This is a genomic window from Prolixibacteraceae bacterium (assembly GCA_019856515.1).
Taxonomy (GTDB): Bacteria; Bacteroidota; Bacteroidia; order Bacteroidales; family Prolixibacteraceae; genus Halosquirtibacter; species Halosquirtibacter xylanolyticus.
In genome coordinates this window covers 1,096,899-1,119,187 of record CP082230.1, presented here as the reverse complement: position 1 = coordinate 1,119,187, position 22,289 = coordinate 1,096,899, and the positions used below count along the sequence as shown (strand labels likewise).

15 protein-coding genes are annotated in these 22,289 nt (G+C 35.7%); 3 read left to right on the top strand and 12 right to left on the bottom strand.

Annotation, left to right across the window (positions count from 1 at the left end; all coding sequences use genetic code 11):
- Nucleotides 1–1,148: 1,148 nt before the first annotated feature.
- The 6 genes from K5X82_03830 to K5X82_03805 form a co-directional block, all read right to left on the bottom strand.
- Complete coding sequence (locus K5X82_03830) at nucleotides 1,149–2,048, bottom strand: cation transporter (GenBank protein QZT38036.1); 900 nt, start codon at nucleotides 2,046–2,048, stop codon at nucleotides 1,149–1,151.
- Nucleotides 2,049–2,105: 57 nt separating this feature from the next.
- Nucleotides 2,106–4,364, bottom strand: a complete 2,259-nt coding sequence (locus tag K5X82_03825) for a hypothetical protein (protein QZT38035.1) — start codon at nucleotides 4,362–4,364, stop codon at nucleotides 2,106–2,108.
- A gap of 136 nt (nucleotides 4,365–4,500) precedes the next feature.
- Nucleotides 4,501–6,834, bottom strand: a complete 2,334-nt coding sequence (locus tag K5X82_03820) for a hypothetical protein (GenBank protein ID QZT38034.1) — start codon at nucleotides 6,832–6,834, stop codon at nucleotides 4,501–4,503.
- Nucleotides 6,835–6,846: 12 nt separating this feature from the next.
- Nucleotides 6,847–8,271: a basic amino acid/polyamine antiporter gene (locus tag K5X82_03815; protein QZT38033.1), complete on the bottom strand. Its 1,425-nt coding sequence runs from the start codon at nucleotides 8,269–8,271 to the stop codon at nucleotides 6,847–6,849.
- Between the two features lie 228 nt (nucleotides 8,272–8,499).
- The gene (locus tag K5X82_03810; protein ID QZT38032.1) at nucleotides 8,500–10,827 is read right to left on the bottom strand and encodes a glycoside hydrolase family 3 C-terminal domain-containing protein; all 2,328 of its coding nucleotides are present in this window, start codon (nucleotides 10,825–10,827) and stop codon (nucleotides 8,500–8,502) included.
- 252 nt (nucleotides 10,828–11,079) lie between these two features.
- Nucleotides 11,080–11,994, bottom strand: coding sequence for an AraC family transcriptional regulator (locus K5X82_03805; protein ID QZT38031.1), 915 nt, complete (start codon nucleotides 11,992–11,994; stop codon nucleotides 11,080–11,082).
- 134 nt (nucleotides 11,995–12,128) lie between these two features.
- On the opposite strand from K5X82_03805, the gene K5X82_03800 reads away from it, so the two are divergent.
- The gene (locus tag K5X82_03800; protein ID QZT38030.1) at nucleotides 12,129–12,446 is read left to right on the top strand and encodes a multidrug efflux SMR transporter; all 318 of its coding nucleotides are present in this window, start codon (nucleotides 12,129–12,131) and stop codon (nucleotides 12,444–12,446) included.
- A gap of 165 nt (nucleotides 12,447–12,611) precedes the next feature.
- Here the strand turns inward: K5X82_03800 and K5X82_03795 are convergent, their stop codons facing one another.
- From K5X82_03795 to K5X82_03780, 4 genes are all read right to left on the bottom strand, one after another.
- A complete protein-coding gene (locus K5X82_03795) occupies nucleotides 12,612–13,343 on the bottom strand; it encodes a sulfite exporter TauE/SafE family protein (protein QZT38029.1) in 732 nt (243 codons plus the stop codon).
- 18 nt (nucleotides 13,344–13,361) lie between these two features.
- A complete protein-coding gene (locus tag K5X82_03790) occupies nucleotides 13,362–14,342 on the bottom strand; it encodes a putative sulfate exporter family transporter (GenBank protein ID QZT38028.1) in 981 nt (326 codons plus the stop codon).
- Nucleotides 14,343–14,428: 86 nt separating this feature from the next.
- Complete coding sequence (locus K5X82_03785; protein QZT38027.1) at nucleotides 14,429–15,313, bottom strand: LysR family transcriptional regulator; 885 nt, start codon at nucleotides 15,311–15,313, stop codon at nucleotides 14,429–14,431.
- 59 nt (nucleotides 15,314–15,372) lie between these two features.
- Complete coding sequence (locus tag K5X82_03780) at nucleotides 15,373–17,736, bottom strand: transglycosylase domain-containing protein (protein ID QZT38026.1); 2,364 nt, start codon at nucleotides 17,734–17,736, stop codon at nucleotides 15,373–15,375.
- Between the two features lie 156 nt (nucleotides 17,737–17,892).
- Here K5X82_03780 and K5X82_03775 point away from each other — a divergent pair, with 156 nt between their 5' ends.
- Together K5X82_03775 and K5X82_03770 are read left to right on the top strand one after the other, a co-directional pair.
- Entirely contained in the window at nucleotides 17,893–18,762 is an 870-nt protein-coding gene (locus K5X82_03775; protein QZT38025.1) for an NAD-dependent epimerase/dehydratase family protein, read from the top strand.
- A 96-nt stretch (nucleotides 18,763–18,858) separates the two neighbouring features.
- The gene (locus tag K5X82_03770; GenBank protein ID QZT38024.1) at nucleotides 18,859–19,869 is read left to right on the top strand and encodes an adenosine deaminase; all 1,011 of its coding nucleotides are present in this window, start codon (nucleotides 18,859–18,861) and stop codon (nucleotides 19,867–19,869) included.
- 598 nt (nucleotides 19,870–20,467) lie between these two features.
- Here the strand turns inward: K5X82_03770 and K5X82_03765 are convergent.
- Entirely contained in the window at nucleotides 20,468–21,421 is a 954-nt protein-coding gene (locus K5X82_03765; GenBank protein ID QZT38023.1) for an alpha/beta fold hydrolase, read from the bottom strand.
- A 74-nt stretch (nucleotides 21,422–21,495) separates the two neighbouring features.
- Complete coding sequence (gene pflA, locus K5X82_03760) at nucleotides 21,496–22,233, bottom strand: pyruvate formate lyase-activating protein (protein ID QZT38022.1); 738 nt, start codon at nucleotides 22,231–22,233, stop codon at nucleotides 21,496–21,498.
- Nucleotides 22,234–22,289: the final 56 nt, after the last annotated feature.

Sequence of the window (22,289 nt, the reverse complement as noted above, 5' to 3'; positions counted from 1 at the left end):
TGGTTTCAATGTCTCTAGTGTAAATATACTTTAAATGAAATAGTTGCCTGTGGTAAAAAGTCATGTTTGTAGTTAGTTGTTTAAAAAAGTTTTAAAGTGTTATTCTATTTGATCTTAAATTTAAAATATGTAAGCTATTATGACATTTGTCACTTTATGGTCTCGTAATTCCCATTCAATAGGAGTTATATTAAATAACTCTTGATGAATTGTGTTTAAAATCATAGGAGTTTATCTTCTTTATTATAAATTAAATAAAGAAGAAGCTTAGTGTTAATTTTTATTAATATTCACATCTATTCTGATAAAAAGATAATGTAAGACGATTTTAGGTGTGTCTAATTAGAACAGATATTGATAGTTTGTCTGCGAAATATAATTAATTAGATGAAAAAACTGAAAAGTTCAATGGTTTCGTATTATGATTACTCTTTAATTTGATCATGGTCAATGTCATTTTATCTCTGAATCAGTAACACCATAGCTTTAATCAAAAACGAGTCGAAGACGGTTCTAAAACGGTTCGGAAACGGTGCTCTTTCATAGTTACCTCATACTTCGTTCATAGTTCCTTCGTAATTTTACCAAAGTTATTGAATCAACTTAGATCAGACTTTGAATAGACATTAAATGATCACCGTATTCGAACCGTATTTAATCCGTCTTTGAACTGGGATAGACAGGAGTGATCTCTCTGTTATATGTTCGGTAATTGACTCAGAGGGGTGAGTATAATCTATTAAATATTAACTCAATATGGATGTTTGGTGTGTTGGTAAAAAAGCAAACATCACATTATCAATATTATATGTTTGAGTCAATAATTGATTTATCGACGCTGGGTTAAATGTCAATAATTGATTTATCGACGCTGGGTTAAATATCAATAATTGATTTATCGACGCTGGGTTAAATATCAATAATTGATTTATCGACGCTGGGCTAAATATCAATAATTGATTTATCGATACTGAGTTAAATATCAATAATTGATTTGTAGATGTCTGGTTAATCGTAATTAAGGTATTACAACTCATTTGGTCTGTTATTATGCACTGAGCTGTCTCAAATTGATCCTTTTTAATAATTGCAATGGATTTAAAGAATATGTAATGGGAGGTAGGTTTGCAGGAAAAAGTAGATCTAGGTTATTGGTTTAATTTCGGAGTGGAAATTATCAAATCTAACACTACTACAACATTATATTTTTTTTGGAAAGGAGTTTGTATTCTATGCTTGATATCATCAATCTCTGATAATGAAAAAGTTTGATCACGAAGAAAAGAGAATGTACATTCTACATATAATTCTTGTCCTTGTTTTACCACACTTATATCGTAGTCATCTGCATTGAGTTCTTCGCATAATTGATTGGCAACTTTCACAAAAGGGGTTACATATTTTTTGTGAGGGGCTAGGAGCATCATCTCTTTACCATGGATCCATAAAGATTTTACTGGAATTAAAATAAAGAAAGATGAAGCTAATATTACAAGAGTCGAATCGACGTAGTATAGCACTTGATTAAAACCTAGTAGTCCTAATAACTCTGAAATCCCAAACCCAACTAATACGCCAATGCTTAATAGTGTGTCTCCATACCATTGATCTCCCTCAATCTGTACAATATTAGATTGTATAGCTTTGTTCTTTTTCCTAATATAATGTAAGGTAGACCAGCAACCAATCGTTGAAATAACCGAATACGTTATGGTTTGGGTAGGGTTTACTAAATGACCTCCACTCATAATATCCACTATGCCGTTAGATATCGAGTAGATACATGTTGTTATCAATACAAGCGATTTAAATACAATAAGAAAAGGCTCTAAGTGTGCCTTTCCGACAGGAAAGTGTTCTGAGGTGCCTTCTTTGTTTAATGAATTTGCAACAATCAGTGATAGTAGGCTAAGTATAACACTTACAAAAGAATAAACCCCATCAAATATTATCATTGCAGACCCAGAAATTGTACCCCAAATAATCCCAACAAGAGAAAAAGCAATAGCACTTACTATGGATATCCAGATAATTTTCTTTTCGCTCATATGAATAATAAAAACCTATGGTATCAAAAGTGATACCATAGATTAAATTTACTACTATTATTTAATACAAATTACTTTATAACGTATTTTATTATCCTTAATATCTCTTTCTACTCCGTGAATATCTTTTTCATAACCAGGAAAAGAGTTTTCATATAATTCAAGTATGGACAGATAGGTGTGTATTGATTTACTACTGTTATCCAATATCTCTCCCCCCATCATAACAGGAATTCCAGGAGGGTAGGGAACAAGCATCACTGCTGGTATTCGATTCATCATTTCATCTAGATATACAAATTCGACATTCTTTTTTACAACCTCTTCATATGCTTTTGAGGGTTGCATTACTTGTTTTGGTAGCGTCTCAAATGCACGATGAAGCTGATTTAGAAAGTCATGCTCTTTATAGAAACGATGTAATGCTTCGCATAAATCTTTTAAGCCCATCGATTCGTATTTGTTTGGGCATTTTTTTACTAACTCAGGAAACACCTCTTCTAATGGTCTATTGTGATCATAATCTCTTTGGAATTGAAGTAGAGCTGTAATCAGTTCCCCATGTTTTCCTCTAGTTGTTCCGTAAGAGTGGAGCATTAAGAAGGAGTACGTATCTGTCTTTTCAGCTACTACACCTTTGTCAATAAGGTAGTCCGTGACGATACTAGCAGGTATACCATTCTCTTCAAAATTACCATTTATATCCACCCCAGGTGTTAGAAATGTAATCTTGATTGGATCTAGCATAACATAATTCGCATCGTCTAACTCAAAACCATGCCATTCTTCACCTGGTTGTAGTAGCCAAAACTCTTTATCATATGATAGCGATTGAGGATCAATACTTTCAAAGTTCTGTTTTTTCCATACATCTCTTTGCCATGTCTGAAAGAACCATGATTTCTCGTCATGAGCCTGACGTTGAATTTTCATTATCTCTTGTCGAAGTATAATGGCATCAATTATGTTATCGTTACTCATCTGTTCCCCGTGATTATGCATCATCTGGGAAGAAACATCTAGTGAGGCTATCATCGGATAGTTTGGAGAAGTGGACCCATGCATCATGTAGGCCTCATTAAACTCGACAGGGTCAATTTTTTCATTATCTCCATTTTTGATATGGAGCATTGATCCTTGTGAAAAAGCATTCAAAAGCTTATGAGTGGAATGAGAGGTGAATACAGGAGGCATTTCTTCATTTTGATCAGGAGTCATTCCGTAAAAACCGTCATAAATAGGATGGAATCGAGCGTATGCATACCATGCTTCATCAAAGTGCATCCCTTCTACATTTGGTCCTAAGGTTTCTTTTATTTTTTTGACATTGTATGCTAGCCCATCGTATGTGGAATTTGTAATTGCAGACATGCGAATACCTTTATCTTTATCCGCTTCTACAAGAAGAGTAGACTCTTCTCTTTTTTGTGATATTCGATTAGATGTCATCTCTTTTAATGGTACAGGTCCAATGATCCCGATGCCATTTCTTACAGGACAGAGATACATTGGTTTTGCATGGGTGATAACCATCGCATAATTTAGTGACTTGTGACAATTTCTATCTACTAAAGATATGTCACCAGGTATCACTCGACTTCTCCAAATGACTTGATTTACTGTTGATGTACCATTAAGAATGAAATAGGTTTGGTCCGAATTAAAAGTTTTGGCAGCAAGCTCTTCAGCTTCCTTAACTACGCCACTGTGATCTAAAAGAGAACCTAGTTCAGGTACTGATATGGATAAATCCGATCGCATGGTATTTTCGCCGTAGAAGTTGTAGAAAGCGGTGCCTGAAGGACTTTTAAGAAATCCCTCTCCACCCATATGTCCAGGAGTATGCCAGGCATATTTATAATTGTTTACATAAGAAACTAGTGCCCCAAAGAATGGAGGATATTGTTTATTTACATAATTATCTACTTGGTGAGTAATACGACCCGATAAAAATGATAAGGTGTCATCATCAAGCCAATAGTAAGAGTTTAAGGTGGCTAGTAGTTTTGTTGGTAAAGACTCTGATCGTATGGTTTCAGAAATGAGAAATATTGGTAAGTCAGGGAAATGCTCTCTGAGACTTATTATTTGTTCCTCTTTGTTAAGAGGATCTTTGCTTATATCCCAATCAATAACAACACCTGCAATATTTCTAAATTTACCACATAAGTTCTCAACATGTGAGATGGCGCGAGATTTTATTACATCATAACCCTTCTGCGAGATCGCAATTTCAAGTTCTTTGACCCTTTGAGATTCAAAAATATCTTCATGAAAAAGCGATGCAACTAATATCTTCCAATTATATAATTCCATTTTAATATCTTATTTTGATGAAAAAATGAGGAGTTTCCCACCTTGTTAAATCCCCATGTAATAACTATAAAGCGAGAAACGCCATAAAATAAAACAACAACCAATAATGAGAGAGTTTCTTTGAACTCTTGACCTCTTATTCTTTTACTACATATGTATAGTAGCGTTCAACTCCGTCAGATCCTTTTTGTAGATATGCTCCTTGAATTTCGTTATCAAAACCAGGGAAGTATGGATTGGTTCTTTCAAATAGTTCAAAATAGTCTAACATTGGCTGCGCTTTGTCATCGTATCTTTCACCTGGCCAGATCACTCCGATACCAGGAGGATAGACTAATGCTACGGTTGCAGCAATTCTATTTTTGGCTTCTGAGAATGGAACAAAATCCACATTTCCTGAAAGGAGTGCTTCGTGTGCTTTGTGAGGTGTCATCGCCATCTCTGGGAAATGTTCTGCAGAGAAAATCTCTTTTTGTAACAATTTTGCATTATTACTTTTGTATATACCATGAATCTTCTGAGCTATCTCTTTCACGTGTTTTCCTTTATATAATTCTGGATAACTAGCTGTAAGGTCAGGGAACATTTCATCCATTGTGGCATTGTTATCATAGAGTTCTTTAAAGCGAACAAGTTCAGAAAGCAAAGTGCCTGCTTTGTTTTTCTCTAATCCTGGAGTGACTAAGAAAAGAATCAAATTGAAGTCAGTCTTCTCGTTTACGACACCTCTGGATCGCATATATTTACCTAAGATAGGTGCAGGAACACCAAAATCATTATATGTGTGGTCCTTTACATTGATACCAGGTGTTAAGATCATTAATTTAGAAGGGTCAATCATTGCAAAATCACCTTTTAGTGTCTCGTACCCATGCCAAATATCTCCAGGTTTCATCACCCAAGCCTCTTGGTGTGCTAGAAGAACCTCTGTTGGTACTTCCTCCCAGGCCATATCGATAATTCCTTCAGATTCAATTGTAAGGTGGTGAGGTACAAACGGGTCAAAGAACCAGCGTTTTGCAGGATCTGTGTTTTTTTGATAATGATGTTGCAATTCGCGTATTTTCTTTCGAATCTCAATACCTTGTTTAAATGCTTCATTCCAAAGAATAAACCCTGACTTTCCTTTCATCATCTGTGCTGCAACATCCAATGATCCATACATCGGATAGAAAGGAGATGTGCTCATATGCATTAAGTATACTTCATTCATGCGCAAATGGTTCACACATCTAGGTTGATCTTTGATATGCGAATCTTTAACGATAATTTGGGATGCTTGACTCATACCACTAAGCTGCTTATGTGTGGATTGAACAACATATAATCCTGGATCTTCAGGTTTGAGCTCCAAACTCATTCCATAGCGACCTTTAAAAAGTGGATGAAATTTCATGAAAGCACCCCATGCCTCATCGAAGAAAATATAATCTGCAAGATGTCCTACTTTATCTAAAATGGTTTGGACGTTATAAGTTGTACCATCGTAGGTGTTATTTTCAATGATAACAGCTCTAAATGGTCGTTCTTTTTTCCATGCATTGGGATCTTTAACAAGAGGATTGTTTTTTATCTGCTCTCGTATTCTTTTTTCGTCTAAAGCACCTAGTTTCATAGGGCCTACCATACCATAGTCATTCCTATCATCTTCAATAAATATCGGTATTGCTCCGTATAGCATAAATGAGTGGTGATGAGACTTATGATTGTTTCTATCACACAATATAAGGTCACCATCTTTCATCAATGTTCCATTGACAATTTTAACTGAGGTTGTCGACCCGTTGAGGACATAATAAGTTCTTTCGGAGCCATATATCCTAGATGCTTCTTTCTCCGATTCAAGAAATGCACCTGTGTGATTTGATACATCTCCTAGGTCGGGAACAAAATTGAAGTCTGCTCTCCAAAAAGATTCACCGAGATAATCATGAAGAATACGTCCTTGAGGAGATTTTCTTAAGAAATTTCCACCGTTGTGACCTGGACATAACCACATGTCATTACCTGCTTCTGCCCAATCAATCATTCCTCCAAAGAATGGAGTTTTTAACGATTCGATATATTCCTTAAATGCACGATTGACATATTTAGCCACATATGTAGGAGTCTCTTCTTCTGGATGAATGAAGCCTCTTACCTCTTCAAGCATTGTGACAGGTATCTCGTTGATTTTTTGTTTCTCGGATAAGATGAAGATAGGAACTTCGTATCCTTTATTTCGAATAAAATCAATAATACTCTGGGTGTGATAGTTCTTCGATTCATGATCAAGGTCAAGTAAAATACACCCGAATGCTGGATCATTATCTATCGCAATCTCGGCTTCTTCTTGGTTGGTCGCGACAACTACTTTATGATCCTTGTTCTCAATTTCTTGTATAATATTACGAATTAACGTTCCTGTAATAGTATTCGAATGGACCGACTTGTCGATCACTAAATATTTAAAAAGCTTATTATATTCCATTATGATTGGTATTTAGGTTGTCAATTTTCCGTCTAACATCATACTTACAGCAACAATGGTTGCGATGATAATTAAAATGGCAAGTACACGTTCTTTATTATTAAAGATATGGACACCACTCTTCAGGTGTTCTCTTTTTGCTCTATAGTAGAACGGGATACCGATAAAATAGAAAATGGCAGACATTAATAGGTAGCTTATACCTGCTGAGTAAAGAAGCCAGACCCCATAGAAAGTTCCTCCAATACCAATTATTAACCCCTTAATTCTTCGTTTATGATCTTTATAGGTTAGTTTGTGCTTTTCTGTTCCATCCCATAAATAAAGTGAACTGAGAACATATGGAGGAATGATCATTACAGATGCAATATTTACTGCTGCGAGATAGACATCAGAGGCCGTAAATACCAATCCCATAACAATGGTCATTAAAATAGCCGTGATAACTAATGAAGATACTGGTGCTTTACGTCGATTTTCTCTATCAAAAAATTTCGGTAATAGCCCATCTTTAGATGCTGCATATGGTACTTCTGCAACCAAAACAGTCCATGCTAACCAAGAAACAAGAAGAGATAAAATAACGGCAATATTTACAAATTCATTACCCCAATTTCCTACAGCAACCTTTAAAACAGAACCAGCTGATGGACTTACTGCTTTTGATAGTTCCGGTTGTGTCATAATACCGAAGGATAGTAAGCATATTGCACTATATATAAATAGCGCTCCAACAAGTCCAATCATTGTTGCTCTACCTACATCGCTTTTCTTTTGAGCTCTGTCTGAAATTACCACTGCACCTTCAATACCAATAAAACACCATAGCGTTACCATCATGGTACTCTTTATTTGTTTGCCTACAGATGGCAGGTTATACTTCTCTCCAAAGAATGAATCGACAAATGTATTCCAATCGAAAGCATATATTAAACAGCCTAAAATGACGGAGAGAGCAATCATGATAATGATTGTAGAGTAGGAGCTTAGTTTTGTAGCAAACTCTACACCAAACATCACAATGAAGGAGAAGAACCAGATCATACCTAAGCATAATACTATCGTTTCCCATCCATGCTCTTTAAGAACAGGGTAGAAAAATCCAAGGGCATCATTTAGTAAGATTGCAAAAGCAACATTTCCAACTGCACCAGATACCCAATAACCCCATGCTGCATTAAATCCAACATAGTCACCAAGGTCTTCTCTTGCATATCCATAAATACCGCTTGTTATATCAGGTCTTTTATCTGATAATAGCTTAAATGTAAGTGCTAAAAACAACATTCCGACTCCTGTTATTATCCATGCTATAAGAGATGCACCAGCACTAGCCTCAGCAGCCATATTCTGGGGAATATTATATACTCCACTACCCACCATTGAAGTAAAAACAATGGCGACCAAACCAGCTAATCCTACCTTCTTTGAATCCATAAAGATATTTGGTTAAATTAAACATTACTGAATAACCAACAGATAGAGCCTTAAATATGTTTGATTTACAATTGTTAAAAAAGAAGTGGGGACGATGCTTGCAAATGATTGTGTTTTGAAATGTACTCGAGAAGAGATAGGAGGTATACAGAACAAAAAAAACGCTGGCATGTTAAAGAAACAGTGCCAGCGCAATTGAGAATAAATACGAATAATAATGAAATCGAACTATAGTACTTCAATATTTTTGCGAACAAGAATATTATCTGAACTATTGCCAATCTGAATTTCAAACTCTCCAGCTTCCACCTCTTTCTTCATCTCTCTATTGATCAAATGAAGTTCACTTACGGGGATAGAGAATTCTATTGTCTTCGATTGCCCTCTTTTGATGGCAACTTTTTTAAATGCTTTTAATGCCTGAACAGGAGTCGTTACACTGCTATACTTATCGTTTACATAGACCTGAATAACCTCTTTTCCATCCATTATCCCTTTGTTTCTAACTGAAACAGAAAAGTGGATTGTATCATTTTGATTATATTTCTGTTTTGTGATCTTTAGATTGTTGATATCAAAACGAGTATAGCTTAGACCATATCCAAATGCATATAATGGAGCTGGTGAAGAAAATACATAATCGCGTCCTGGACGTTGTGGAGTTCCTGGTTTATGGTAGTAACCGTGTCCTGAAGGCTTATAATTGTAATTTGATGGTGAATGGCCAGCTGTTCGTACAAGTGTAACAGGAAGTTTTCCAGAAGGATTTACTTTTCCAAGAAGAATGTTTGCAATTGCATCACCCCCTTTTTCTCCTGGATACCATGCTTCAACGATACCATCCACATTTTCTTTTAACCAAGGAATCGAATACCCTCTACCATTAATCATAACAACAATGACTGGTTTCCCTGCTTTTTTAAGTTCTTTCACTAGGTCTAGCTGAACTCCAGGTAATCCTAATGTTGCACGGTCAAAACCTTCTCCACATGTATTGATGTCGGACGTTCCACCACCCCATCCAATACCAGAAAGTATGGCTGAAGTACCTCCAACAGCTACTACAACGACATCACTCTTTGCAGCATTCGCAATGGCTTGATCAAAACCACCTCTGTTTTGGTTGGTTAAATCACAACCTTCTGTATAAAGAACCTGTGATGTGCCTAGCTTATTGGTTAGCCCTTCATAAAGTGTTACACCATCCTCTTTCCTTTTTGAGTAACTATAGTCTCCAAACTGTACTTTATCAGCATTTGGGCCACAAAGAGCAACTTTTAGGTTGTTGGATTTTAAAGGAAGTACGTTGTTTTTATTTTTTAATAGCACCACTGCTTCTTCAGCAATTGATTGAGAAAGTGCGACATGTTTTTTCTGTTTCATCACCTTCTTTACCATCTTAGCATCTACATAAGGATTCTCAAATAATCCTGCTTTAAACTTTGCCTCAAGAACACGTCGTACAGAACGATCTATTAAAGAAATATCTACTTTGTTTTCTTTTATAAGTTCTTTCAGGTTGCTGTAGCAATCGTCATTTGGGGCTTCAAGGTCGACCCCTGCTTTAATACTTTGTAGTGCTGCATCTTTACGATCTTTTGCTACTTTCTGGAAATAGTGTAGCATGTCAATTCCTTCGTAATCTGAAAATACAAATCCATCAAATCCCCACTCTTTACGAAGAATGTCATGTAATAAGAAAGGATTAGAGTGGGCAGGAACTCCATCTAACTCATTGTATGATGGCATAATTGATGCCACTTTAGCTTCTTTTACTGCTGCTTCGAATGAAGGAAGGTGATATGTGCGAAGTTCACGTTCTCCAATGAGTGCTGGCCCTAGGTTTATACCTCCATTGGGAACAGAATATGCAGCAAAGTGTTTTGCCATACACATTACATTTTGACTGCCAATGGCTTGTGGTGTATTTCCTTGCATTCCTGTAATATATGCTACTCCCATTCTTGAAACTAAATATGGATCTTCTCCATAACACTCCTCTACTCGACCATATCTTTGATCTTTAGAAAGGTCAAGAACCGGTGCAAGTGCTTGTTTTACACCAACAGAACTAGCTTCTTTTGCAATGGCAATACCCATTTTATGTGTTAGTTCTGTATTCCACGTCGCTCCAACCGCAATACTCTGAGGAAATACTGTGGCCCCAATAGCAAGGTGTCCATGTAGTGTCTCTGCAATTAATAGTGCAGGGATTCCAAGTCTTGTGTCTTCGACCAAGTATCTTTGAACTTTATTATATACAATTGCAATATTCTCTGAGTGAATAAAGGGACTCGCAAGAGTTCCGATACTCTTGTCACCAAAAGTTGTTTTTATCACTTGTTCAGTCACCTTTTCGTCTTCCAATTTACTGGAGACACTTCCTTGGTGAAGTTGTGCTACTTTTTCATCAAGAGTCATCCTTCCTAAGAGGTCATCAACTCTAGTTTTTACATCTAATGATGGATCTTGATAAGGATACTTCTTCTTCGCTTGTACAACTTGTAGAAAGCAAGAAAAGATTAGGATTAGAACAATGTTTCTTTTGATCGTCATCGAATATCGTTTTTTATTGGTTATTTCTGAAGCCATACCATAACAGACTGGAACGGGTTTGAGTGCAAATATGATACTTTTTTTTGAATAAAATGTATCTAATCGTATAGAAAGTAGTATTCAATATTCAAAAAAAACATAAAACATAAATTGATGTATTGTAGTTCAGTTTTTTACGATGATATATTTGTGTCTAGAATGAAGTTGTAATCAGTTGTTGTTTTTAGCTGTGTTTTTTATGAAAAGTAACTTCTATAAGTCTCTAAATCTACGTGGTGTTGTGCCAGTGTGCCTTTTGAAAAATTTTACAAAATTAGAATTGTCACTAAAACCAATTTTATCCGCGATCTCAGTAATGGATGTTTTGCCTTGTTTAATTAAAGATTTAGCAAAGAGAAGTTTGTAGTCTATTAATAATGTTTGTGCACTTTTTCCCGTAGCTCTTTTTATAGACTCTGTAAGATAGGCTGGGCTAATATTCATTAAGGAGGCATATTCTGGAATAGATAGAAATGGTGATGTGTGCTTGGAAAGCAGTGATTCAAATTGGGATGTAATTTGTTCAGACCTACTTATGATAGCTTTAGTATCACCATTCTTTGTAATCAGTGAGATCTTGAGTAGAATTAGTTTCAAATAGCTTTTTAGTAGCTTACTGTATTCTTTGGTTTCAATTACAGGTTCTTCTTTCATCGATCTAATAAGATATTTGAATGATTGTAATTCATCTTTTGTCAATGAGTAGCGGGGTAGGGTATGAAGTTTGAAGTAAGGGTATTGGTTTTGAATTTCATAGTCTTCTATCTGTTTGCCTAAAAACGAGGCACTAAATAATATTGTATATATTCTACTTGAAGCATTATTGTTTTTCAGGTCCAAGTTTACTGGTGGTTTCATGGAAAACAATTGGTATGGCGAAATGACTTCTATAACACTACTTGAGGAATAAGAGATTGTGTCGCCTATCTGAACTTGCATGCTGTCGTTCTCAATAATTGCAATTTCAAAAAATGTACGGTAATGGGGAACCTTGTATCTTTTGTAATACTGTTTGTTGTCGGATGGATATTCCTTAATGCTACATAGACAAAATTTATGGTTATTTACCATTGTTCTTGAAGCAAATGCTTGGGTGTATTCTTGAATGTCATCATATATATATTGCATGGAAATGAAATGTTTTTACCTAGATAATAACCGTAAAATTAGTAATATATAGTGATATTTTTGACCAATATCATTTAGAGAGTAGATAATGGATGAATAATCCTGTAAGAAGTATTATTTAAAAGAGGTATTTAATGAGTTGGTTGTATTTAATTTTAGCTGGAGTTTTTGAAATAGGATGGCCTTTGGGGCTTAAACTTTCACAGTCTTCAGATAATAAATATCTATGGATATTGTTTGCTGTTGCATCCATGGGGTTGAGTGGGTATTTTTTATTTAATGCCCAAAAGGTGATACCTATTGGAACGGCTTATGCTGTTTGGACTGGTATTGGAGCTGTGGGAACATTTATTGTTGGAATCGTTTTATTTGGTGACGCTTCAAGCATCGCTAGGGTACTTGCTGTAATGTTAATTGTAATCGGTTTAATCGGATTAAAGTTAGCACATTAATTGTTTGGTTCAGAATGAAATATGCAAAGGCAGATGCTCCTCTTAAAGAGCTGTCTGCCTTCATTTTGCATGAACCACATTTGATAAGTTTGTGTTGTAAATCTAATTTGTACTATTGATCTAAAATGATCAAATAACTAGTCTTTGTTGAGAAAAAATTGTGGTTTATATGTCTAATCCAGATATTAATGACCATATTCCTGCACATAATGATATGGTTATACACAATACTTGGAAGAACTTAATAGAAACTTTGGTCGACAGGCGTTGTCCCAATATTGTTCCAAGTATGAGTATGGGAAACGATATTAAGAATATTTTCCAAACCTGAGGTGTAATCATTCCACTTAAGAAATAGCCGATGAAGGCTACCGATGAGGTTAATACACTAAATCGCGCGAAATGCAATCGAAACTCTTGGTTACTAAATTGCATTGATGTTAGAAATAGCACTAGTGGTGGACCACTAACAGATAGTGCTCCTCCGAGAAACCCAGCAGTACTTCCAGCGATGATTTGAGCTCTAATGGGATGTTTAATTTTAAACCTAAAGCCAGAAAGGAATAATATCGATAGAAGTACAAATATAACACCGACAATAACTTTTAATGTTGCCACATCAAGTGTTTGTAGTAGCAGTACTCCTGGAATAATTCCTACAAAACCTGCAATAATTAACCAGTGGTTTGAGTGTTTGCTCTTTTCTGATTTTGTCGTGAAAATAATTTGCGCACTCGTTAATACATTACAAAGCGTTAATGCTGGAACTAATACCATTGGAGAGTAGAAATTCAGTAGTATTGGAAATGCCATCAATGAAAAACCAAAGCTGGTCATTCCTTTTAAGAGGCTCGCTCCTGCAATAACTAAACATAGGATAATAATTGTGTGGTTCATGGCTCTTTATTTTAAATGTTAACTTACATGATAAATAGTGATGTACAGTGAGACTGCGATGAGAACAATCCATAATAAGACCCCGATCCATAATGGCTTGGTTCCTTGATGTTGGATTAAACTTCTATTTATTCCTAGTCCAGTAAGGAAAATTGCGTACAACATGATCTTCTTTCCTATCCAGTACAAATGGTCAAAAGTATTATTCCATTGTGGGAAAAGTTCAACCAATAGAATTGCTCCGATAAAGAAGAGGATAAATACTGGCCATGCTCTTTTCTTTTTTGTCCCATCTTCCGATGTATTATCACCTTTGTGTAACATAACAACACCAATAGTCAGAGGTATAATCCAAAGTGCTCTTGCACATTTAAGCATTGTGCCGATTTGTAATGCTTCATCCCCATAAGTGCTGCATGCACCAACAACAGAAGTTGTGTCTTGAATAGCCAATGCACTAAAGTACCCAAATTGGGTCTGACTCATTTCAAAGAAATGTCCAATAGAAGGAAATATAAGAAGAGCAATAGAGTTTAATAAGAAAACGACTCCTAATGCAATCGAGATGTTTTGTGTCTTTGCATTAGTTGCTGACGCTGCAGCTGCAATTGCACTTCCACCACATATGGCTGTACCACAAGAAAGTAGGAAGCCAAGTTGTTTGTCGATGCCAAAAAGTTTCCCGAGCACTTTTCCAAGTACAAGAGCAGTGGTGATGGTGATAGCAGTGAAGATAAACCCCTCCTTTGATACTTGGATCATAGGTGCCAAGTGCATTCCAAATCCCATTAAAATTACGGAGTACTTCAGTAGGCTGGATGCAGATACTGTATGAGGAACATGCTTGCGTAATGCAGGAATGTTTCCGACAACTATCCCTAGTATGAGAGCAAATGCTGCTTCGAAATGAGGGATGAGAAAAAGAAATGGAATTCCAAGGACTAATTTCTTGTTTAAAGAGTCGTAGTTCCTTATTGGGTTTAATGCGGTTACATTCATAACTACTAATATTCGCGTTAATTATTTAATGCAAAAGTAGTCGAGAAATGAATGTAAGTCAAATACTATATTATTATAGGTTATAACTAAAAGTTATAGTTTAGCGTAAATTCGATAAAATTATCGATGAGTCTTCGAGACTCTCCTTTTTTAGTAGATATCCGAAAGGCTCGATGAAATTTGATCTCTTCACATGGTAGAATCTTCAAGTGATTCCACTTTAATTCATTTTGAATGGCTTGATTTGAAACAATTCCTATCCCTTCGAATTCGGTGAGGTAATGTTTCATCGCTTCCGTACTTCCCAAGTGCATTCTGATATTCAGGTCATCCATGTTAAGATGGTGGTCTTTGAATATATGTTCTATAACTTCAAGTGTTCCAGAGCCAATCTCTCTAACGATAAGTGGATATTTCTTTATCTTTTCCAATGTGAGTTCCTCTTTCCCAACTTTTGTTTTCATCCCCGTAATAATAACGAGCTCATCATCCATCCAATACCTGTAGTTTAAATCGGATCTTGTGGAATGATTCTCAACAAATGCTATATCGATAAGATTGTTATGTAGCATTTCTAATACATGAAAAGAGTTACTACTAACCAAGCTTATCCGTACATTTGGAAAACGTTGATGAAATTTGGCTATTATAGGAGGTAATACATATTGTGCAATAGTGGAGCTCCCACCAATACGTAAAACTCCTTTTGTTTTATTGTTGCGTTGTTGCAACTCATAGATTAGAGTATTTTCAATCTCATGCATCTCAAGGTAGTGCTTCTGCACCAAATAGCCTTCATCAGTTAAAACAATACGATTCCCTTTTCTCTCAAAGAGAGTGGTTTCGAGTGACTCTTCAAGTAGTTTTATATGCTTTGTTACAGCAGGTTGGCTAATGTGGAGCTCTTCTGCAGCTTTTGTGAAGTTCAAATTACGAGCTACTGACAAGAAAACAATACTTCTAAAATCCATAAGTCTGATTCGTTTATAATTTTAAACCATTGGGAATAACATAGAGTTCACAACACAGCCTAATTTCTTCCAAAAACTCCTTTGATGCTTCTCCATAGACCTTTCTTCTTCTTTTTCTTCTTTGGAGCTTTCTTCTTCATCTCTTCGAGCTGTTCTGTAGTATCTTTCTTTGACTTTAAAAAACCTAAATCGATATTTAACCATGGTTTTTTCTTCTTACCTGTTTCTGAAAACATGGACATCTGTCCATTCTCTCGAAGAAACTTATTTGATGGTGGAACGAACTCTCTTTGATACTGTCTTCTTGTTGCTTTTGTTGTCGTTAATCTTTTGAAAAAACCTCCTACAATAGGGAGTGCTAGATATGCTCCTTGTCCATATCGTAATGTTCGGAAATGAATCTTTGGGTTGTTCGCACCTACCCAGGCTCCTGTTACTAAATTGGGACAGTAGCCCATAAACCATCCATCGGCACCATTTTGTGTGGTTCCTGTTTTTCCAGCAATATCGATTCGAAGACCGTATCTGCTGTGAAGGGATCGTCCTGTTCCACTATCCACTACTGCTTTTAAATAGCGGTTCATAATAGCAGCTGTCTCTTGTTTAAGCACTCTGCGTGGGACCTCTGTATCAATAGTCCTTATTGTATTACCATCGGAGTCATCTATTTTTTTAATGATAATCGGCTTGGCATGCATCCCTCCATTGGCAAAGGATGTGTAGGCTGATGTCAATTCAAGTAGTGAGCAATCTGCAGCACCTAGAGCTAAAGAAGGAACATGTGGTAGCTTCTGATTGATTCCCATATTATGAGCTAAATTGACTACATTATCCACACCTGTTTCCATCATTACCTTAACAGCTACAGTGTTTACTGAATGTGCTAAAGCTCCTTCCATAGAGTAGTAGCCGTCATAATGATTTTCAGCATTTTTGGGTGTCCATCCACTATAATCTTCGTATGTCTCTTGAGCATTGCTTATATACTTTCCTGGATCCACACCACTTTCAATTGCTGCAGCATAAACAAAGGGTTTAAATGTTGAGCCAACTTGTCTTTTCGACTTCACATGATCATATGGATAGTATTTATAGTTTGGTCCACCAACCCATGCTTTAATCTGATAAGTTTGAGGGTCAATTGCGATAAAACTTGGATGAAGAAGTTGGATCGAATATTTAATAGAATCCATCGGAGATATCTTAACTTCTTTTATCCCATCATAAGTGAACTTTTGCATTGGGATAGGCGTGCTGAAAATCTTTTGGATATCTTTAGGTGTTGTGTTCTTCTTTTTTAATCCTTTATATCTTCGAGAACTACGAAGAGCTCTACCGATAATTGAAGTATCCTTGCCCCAAGGATTTCGACCTTTCCAATGTCTTTCAAAGTTCTTTTGGACATTCATCATATGATAAAGCACAGCCTCTTCTGCCATCTGTTGCATACGATTGTCAATAGTCGTATATATTTTTAGACCGTCAGTGTAGATATTAAATGGCTTACCATTGGCTTTTATTTCAGATGCGAGATATTTAATCGTTTGAGTTCGGATCTCGTGCTTATAATATCCCGATAGTTCTGTAATTATAGGCCCGTCATCTAATCTTAATATGACCTTCTCTTTAGAGAGGCTTTCATATCTTTTTTGTGATAGATAGTTGTTCTTAACCATTTGATGTAATACGACCTTCTTTCGCTTAAAAGCATGGTCGGGATGTAATCTGGGATTATAATATGTATTTGCTTTCAGCATACCTACGATCACAGAAGCTTCATTTAGACTGAGTTTTTTTGCTTTTTTACTGAAAAAGTGTTGGGATGCAGTCTCAATACCATAAGTATTGTCACCAAATGGAACGGTATTCAAATAGAGAGTAAGAATTTCTTCCTTATTAAATAGTTGTTCTAAACGGTAAGCTGTTATAGCCTCTTTAATTTTATTTACAGGCATGGAGAGAACCCAATGGTTTTCTCTACCGTATATGTTTTTAGCAATTTGTTGGCTTAGTGTACTTCCTCCTCCTGAATTGTGTTGTTGCAAGATAATGGACTTAAAGAATACTCGAAGAAGAGCCATCTCATCAATACCTTCATGCTCATAGAAACGAGAATCTTCGGTGGCAACTAATGCTTGAATCGCGTGAATAGATATCTCATCATAGGATACATTACTTCTGTTCTGAAGGTATATTCGTCCAATAAGTTGATTGTCAGAGCTGTATATTTCAGAAGCAACAGGGTTATTTATCTCTTTTAGATCATCATATGAAGGAACAGGTCCAAATATCCCCATATATATACTGAAAATAAACAGTATTATAAATGTGACTCCAATAATGACCAATGTAAGTAAAATTTTTAGCCATTGTTTGAATGTGATAGCTTTAAACTTCTGCTTTATATCTGAAATTTGCAACATAGGATTTGAGAATTGAATACGATTCTTATTTGAGGACAATAATTGACCAATACGAAGTTAAAAAAAAGTGTAGATATGTAAAGTGGAAAAGGTATAAATGTCGAACATAATAAACCCATCGATTGTTTTAATCTAATAAAATAAAGAAAAAATAGGATGATGAAACAAAAAACTATTGGAATTTCGGGTGCATCTGGATTTGTGGGAAAACATTTATGTAAAGAGCTGAAGTCAGATTATCAAATTATTCGATTAAAAAGAGAAGATATATTGTATAATCCCAAAAACTTAGATCAAACACTCCGTGAGTGTGATGCTGTGATTCATCTCAGCGGAGCCTCTGTCGCAAAAAGATGGAGTAGTCAGTATAAACAAACGTTATGGAGTAGCCGTATTGAAACAACACGGAATATAAGAGCTTCTTTAAATAGAATTGCTTTGCAAGATGAAAAAAATAGAGTATTTATATCTACGTCTGCAGTTGGAATTTATTCACCTGGAGGTCCATTTAAAGAGGATGAAGGAATTGAAGGGGATCGGTTTCTTCAGAAATTAGGAAGGGCTTGGGAGCACGAAGCGATGTATCCTGCTGATCCATCTATACGAACCGTTATATTCCGATTATCTATGGTTGCTGATCCGAGTTATGGTGCTTTTTCAATGATGGCTAGGTTAGGTCAACGCGGAATTCTTATGGCTTCGATTGACCCATCGTTACCATACCCAATGATTCCGTTAGAAGATTTGATTCGTTCCTATCAATGGGCTTTGAGTCATGAAACAATAAGAGGTGTTTATAATATAGCTTTGCCTGAATATATTTCACAAGAGGATGTGTTAGATCAATTAAAAGAGAGATATGGTCAGCGATTGAGAATTACTGCTCCAAAACTTCCATTGACTTTGGCTATGGGGGAAGGTGTCTCTATTATAACAGATCTAGCATATATGGATGTGTCCAAGTGGGAGAACACTGGATTTGTATATCTCTACCCAACATTAGCTTCCTATGTAAACAAATTGTAAGATGACATTTTTCATATATAGTTTTTATGGTTATAATGAGATAAAAGTGCATTTTTGCTGTCCTATCCAATATTTTTTTTAATCTAAAAACGACAGATGAATTACTTTATTCAAAAATTACCCAAAGCGGAATTACATCTGCATATCGAAGGGACCCTTGAACCAGAGCTTATGTTTGCTCTAGCCCAAAGGAATGGGGTCAATCTAAAGTATGATAATGTTGAAGCATTGCGATCTGCATATAATTTTAACAACCTTCAAGACTTTTTAGATTTGTATTATGCCGGTGCTGCTGTACTATTGCATGAGAGAGATTTTTATGATTTAACGATGGCCTATCTTAAAAGAGTACATCAAGATGGGGTCGTACATGTAGAACTATTCTTTGATCCGCAAACCCATACGGAAAGAGGAGTTAAGATGGAGGCTGTCGTAAAAGGAATACATCACGCGTTAGAAGATGGTCAGAAGTGGTTAGATATTAGCTATGTTCTAATTCCGAGTTTTTTACGACATCTAAGTGAAGCGGAAGCTTTAGTTACTTGGGAACAGCTTCAAGAGTTTATCCCATTATTTGGAGCAATAGGTTTAGATAGTTCAGAAAAAGGAAATCCTCCGACAAAATTTGATCATGTCTTTTCTAAGGTTAGAGAATCAGGCCTTAAAGTTGTAGCACATGCAGGAGAGGAAGGCCCTTCTGCTTATGTTTGGGAAGCAATTGAGTTGTTGAAAGTCGATCGTATTGACCATGGGAATAGATGTGTAGAAGATGTTGAATTGATGGCTGAGATCCATCGTTCTGACTTAGCCCTTACAATGTGTCCTTTATCTAATTTAAGTTTAAAGGTCGTCTCTGATCTTTCAGAGCATCCTTTGCTAGAGCTTATGGAACGAGGAATACGTGTAACTATCAATTCTGATGATCCTGCCTATTTTGGTGGTTACCTTTCTGAAAACTACATGCAGCTTAGTAATGCTTTAAATCTCACTAAAGAGCAAATCATACAGCTTGCGAGAAATAGTTTTGATGCATCATTTATAACAGAAAAGGTGAGAGAGTCCTATCACAAAAAAATTGATGCTTTCATCGAGGAATATAGTTCATAAAGACATTTTATGACTTAAAGTTAAGCTCCTATTGCTGTACACATCATTGTAAACAGTAGTAGGAGCTAATTCGTATAGTACATGTTCAAAAGAAGATGTTAAAATAGCTTTTAAACTCATTGTCCCTGTTTAATTGAATGAAAGTTTCAAATATGCAATTACTGGGATTTAAAAACAGTATGAAAAATAACTCAGACAGAGTTTAATTTACACTCCCTCCTTTTATATAATGGTTCTTGAGGGCAAAATGTACAAAAGCCAGTGGTTTACCATAGGATTCCTCCGTAGTTTGTTGATACTTCAAGGATACTTCGTTGATACTTGATTCATCAAAAATGTTAAATAGATGAATATTCTATGTTGATAATATCTTAAGACTAATTTTTATTCTACTGTCAACTTATGTATGAATATCCATTCATAAATCTATTCTCCTAGATTATTGGGTGAGTGTCATCTCTGTATTACTTAATTCAATAGATATTTAACTCAAAAAAGTGCATCTTTCTTAAGTTAAAATATATGGGTCCATATTTGTCACCAAGTACTTCATGGAGAAAATTATCCATTAATTTATTGTGTGAGTATCAATGAACGATTATGGATTGTGATTAACAAATTGATCTATCTTTTCGATTAACTCTTTTGAAATAGGAAGTAGTGGGTCACTATACGATGCTCTATTTTCTTTAATATCATTTCCTACCTCTTTTAATACATGGTTCATCTTGTTGATAATCACAAGTTTTGATGTTTTATTTGCTTTATGAAGTAACTTTGCATCATATAATGGAATTTGCAGGTCTTGTTTTCCTGCAATAATCAGAATAGGGATGGAAACTTTTTTGATCTCTTCACAAGGGTCATATTGAAACCATGATATTAAGAATGGTTGTACTGAGGGTCTAAAGATAGCTCTTAGTGGTATTGGGATATTTGAAGCTTTTTGACCTGATTGTAATAGGTTAAGAATTGGAATTGCTTGATTGGTTAGATCTTGTTGTGGCATTGATCGAAGCTGTTCTTCAATAATTTTATCCCCGGGTTTGCCTGGACCACATAATGAGATTAATGATGAGGCTTCTTCTTTTTGAATTGCAAGCGTTCCTATCAGAGCTCCTTGGCTATGACCAATGACAATAATGTGTGTGAATTTCTTTTTCTTTAGATATTGTATGCAAGCTACGGCGTCATCAACAAATTGGTCGAATCTTAAAAGGTTCTCATCAACTAGGTTAAAAGTACTTCTCCCAATTCCTCTTTTGTCATAACGAAGTGATGCAATATTATGATCTGCTAGAGATTGTGCAAGCTGGAGTAGACAATTGGTTTGTGTGAATTTAGAGTTGCCATTTCGGTCTGTTGGTCCAGATCCAGCAATGATCAAAGCCGCAATCTTCGTTTGTTCTTTGGGTGTCATTAATGATCCATAGATCTTCATTTGTTTCGAAGAAACAACAACTTCCTGATCAAGAACAGTATCACTAGCCACAACAGAGTATGTGGAAGTACAAATTAGGAAGATCGATAAAAGGGTAGAAAGCTTTTTCATTATATATAGATGTTTGATAGATTAACAGTGCTTCAAGCAATTTTGTTTATTTTCTATCAAACATCTAGTGAAAATCAATTGACTTTTACTTCTTTAAAATATTGAGATAATATTTCTTTTGCTTTTTGCAGTTGTTCATCACTATTTTCTTGGACATCCTTCAATTCATATTCCCATCCTAAGGATTCCCATTTATGAACTCCTAGTTGATGATAGGGTTGAATCTCGATTTTCTCAATAGTTTTATAGTCTTTGAAATGCTCTCCTAATTGGTGCAAGTATTCCGGTTGATCGGTCCAACCTGGAACTAAAACATAACGAATCCACATCGGCTTTCCAGAGGACTCTCGATGTGCTGCAAATCTAAGTGGATATGTTACTTCATGGCCTCCTGTAATCTTTTTATGCCATTCGTTATTGATATGTTTAATATCAAGCATTACAAGATCTGCATATTTGTCAATAAGTTCTTTGGTGTGAGCATTGAGTACTCTTCCGTTTGTATCAATATTGGTGTTTATCCCTTCCTCTTTAAATCTTTTAAATAGAGGGATAAGATCTTTGCTGTGGATAAGAGGCTCTCCTCCAGAAATCGTGACTCCTCCGAGTTTGCCAAAATAACCTTTCATATTTACAGCACGACGAACTAAATCTTCTAGATCATATTTAGTCCCTTTATCCATGGGTATGGTGTCTGGATTATGGCAGTATAGACATTTAAACTTACACCCCTGGGTGAAAATAATCATGCGTACACCTGGTCCATCATGTGTTCCGAAACTTTCTATTGAATGTACCGATAAAGACTCCATATATTTAATTGTATTTTTTACAAAGATAGGTCCAAAATTAGTAAAGAGAGCCATAT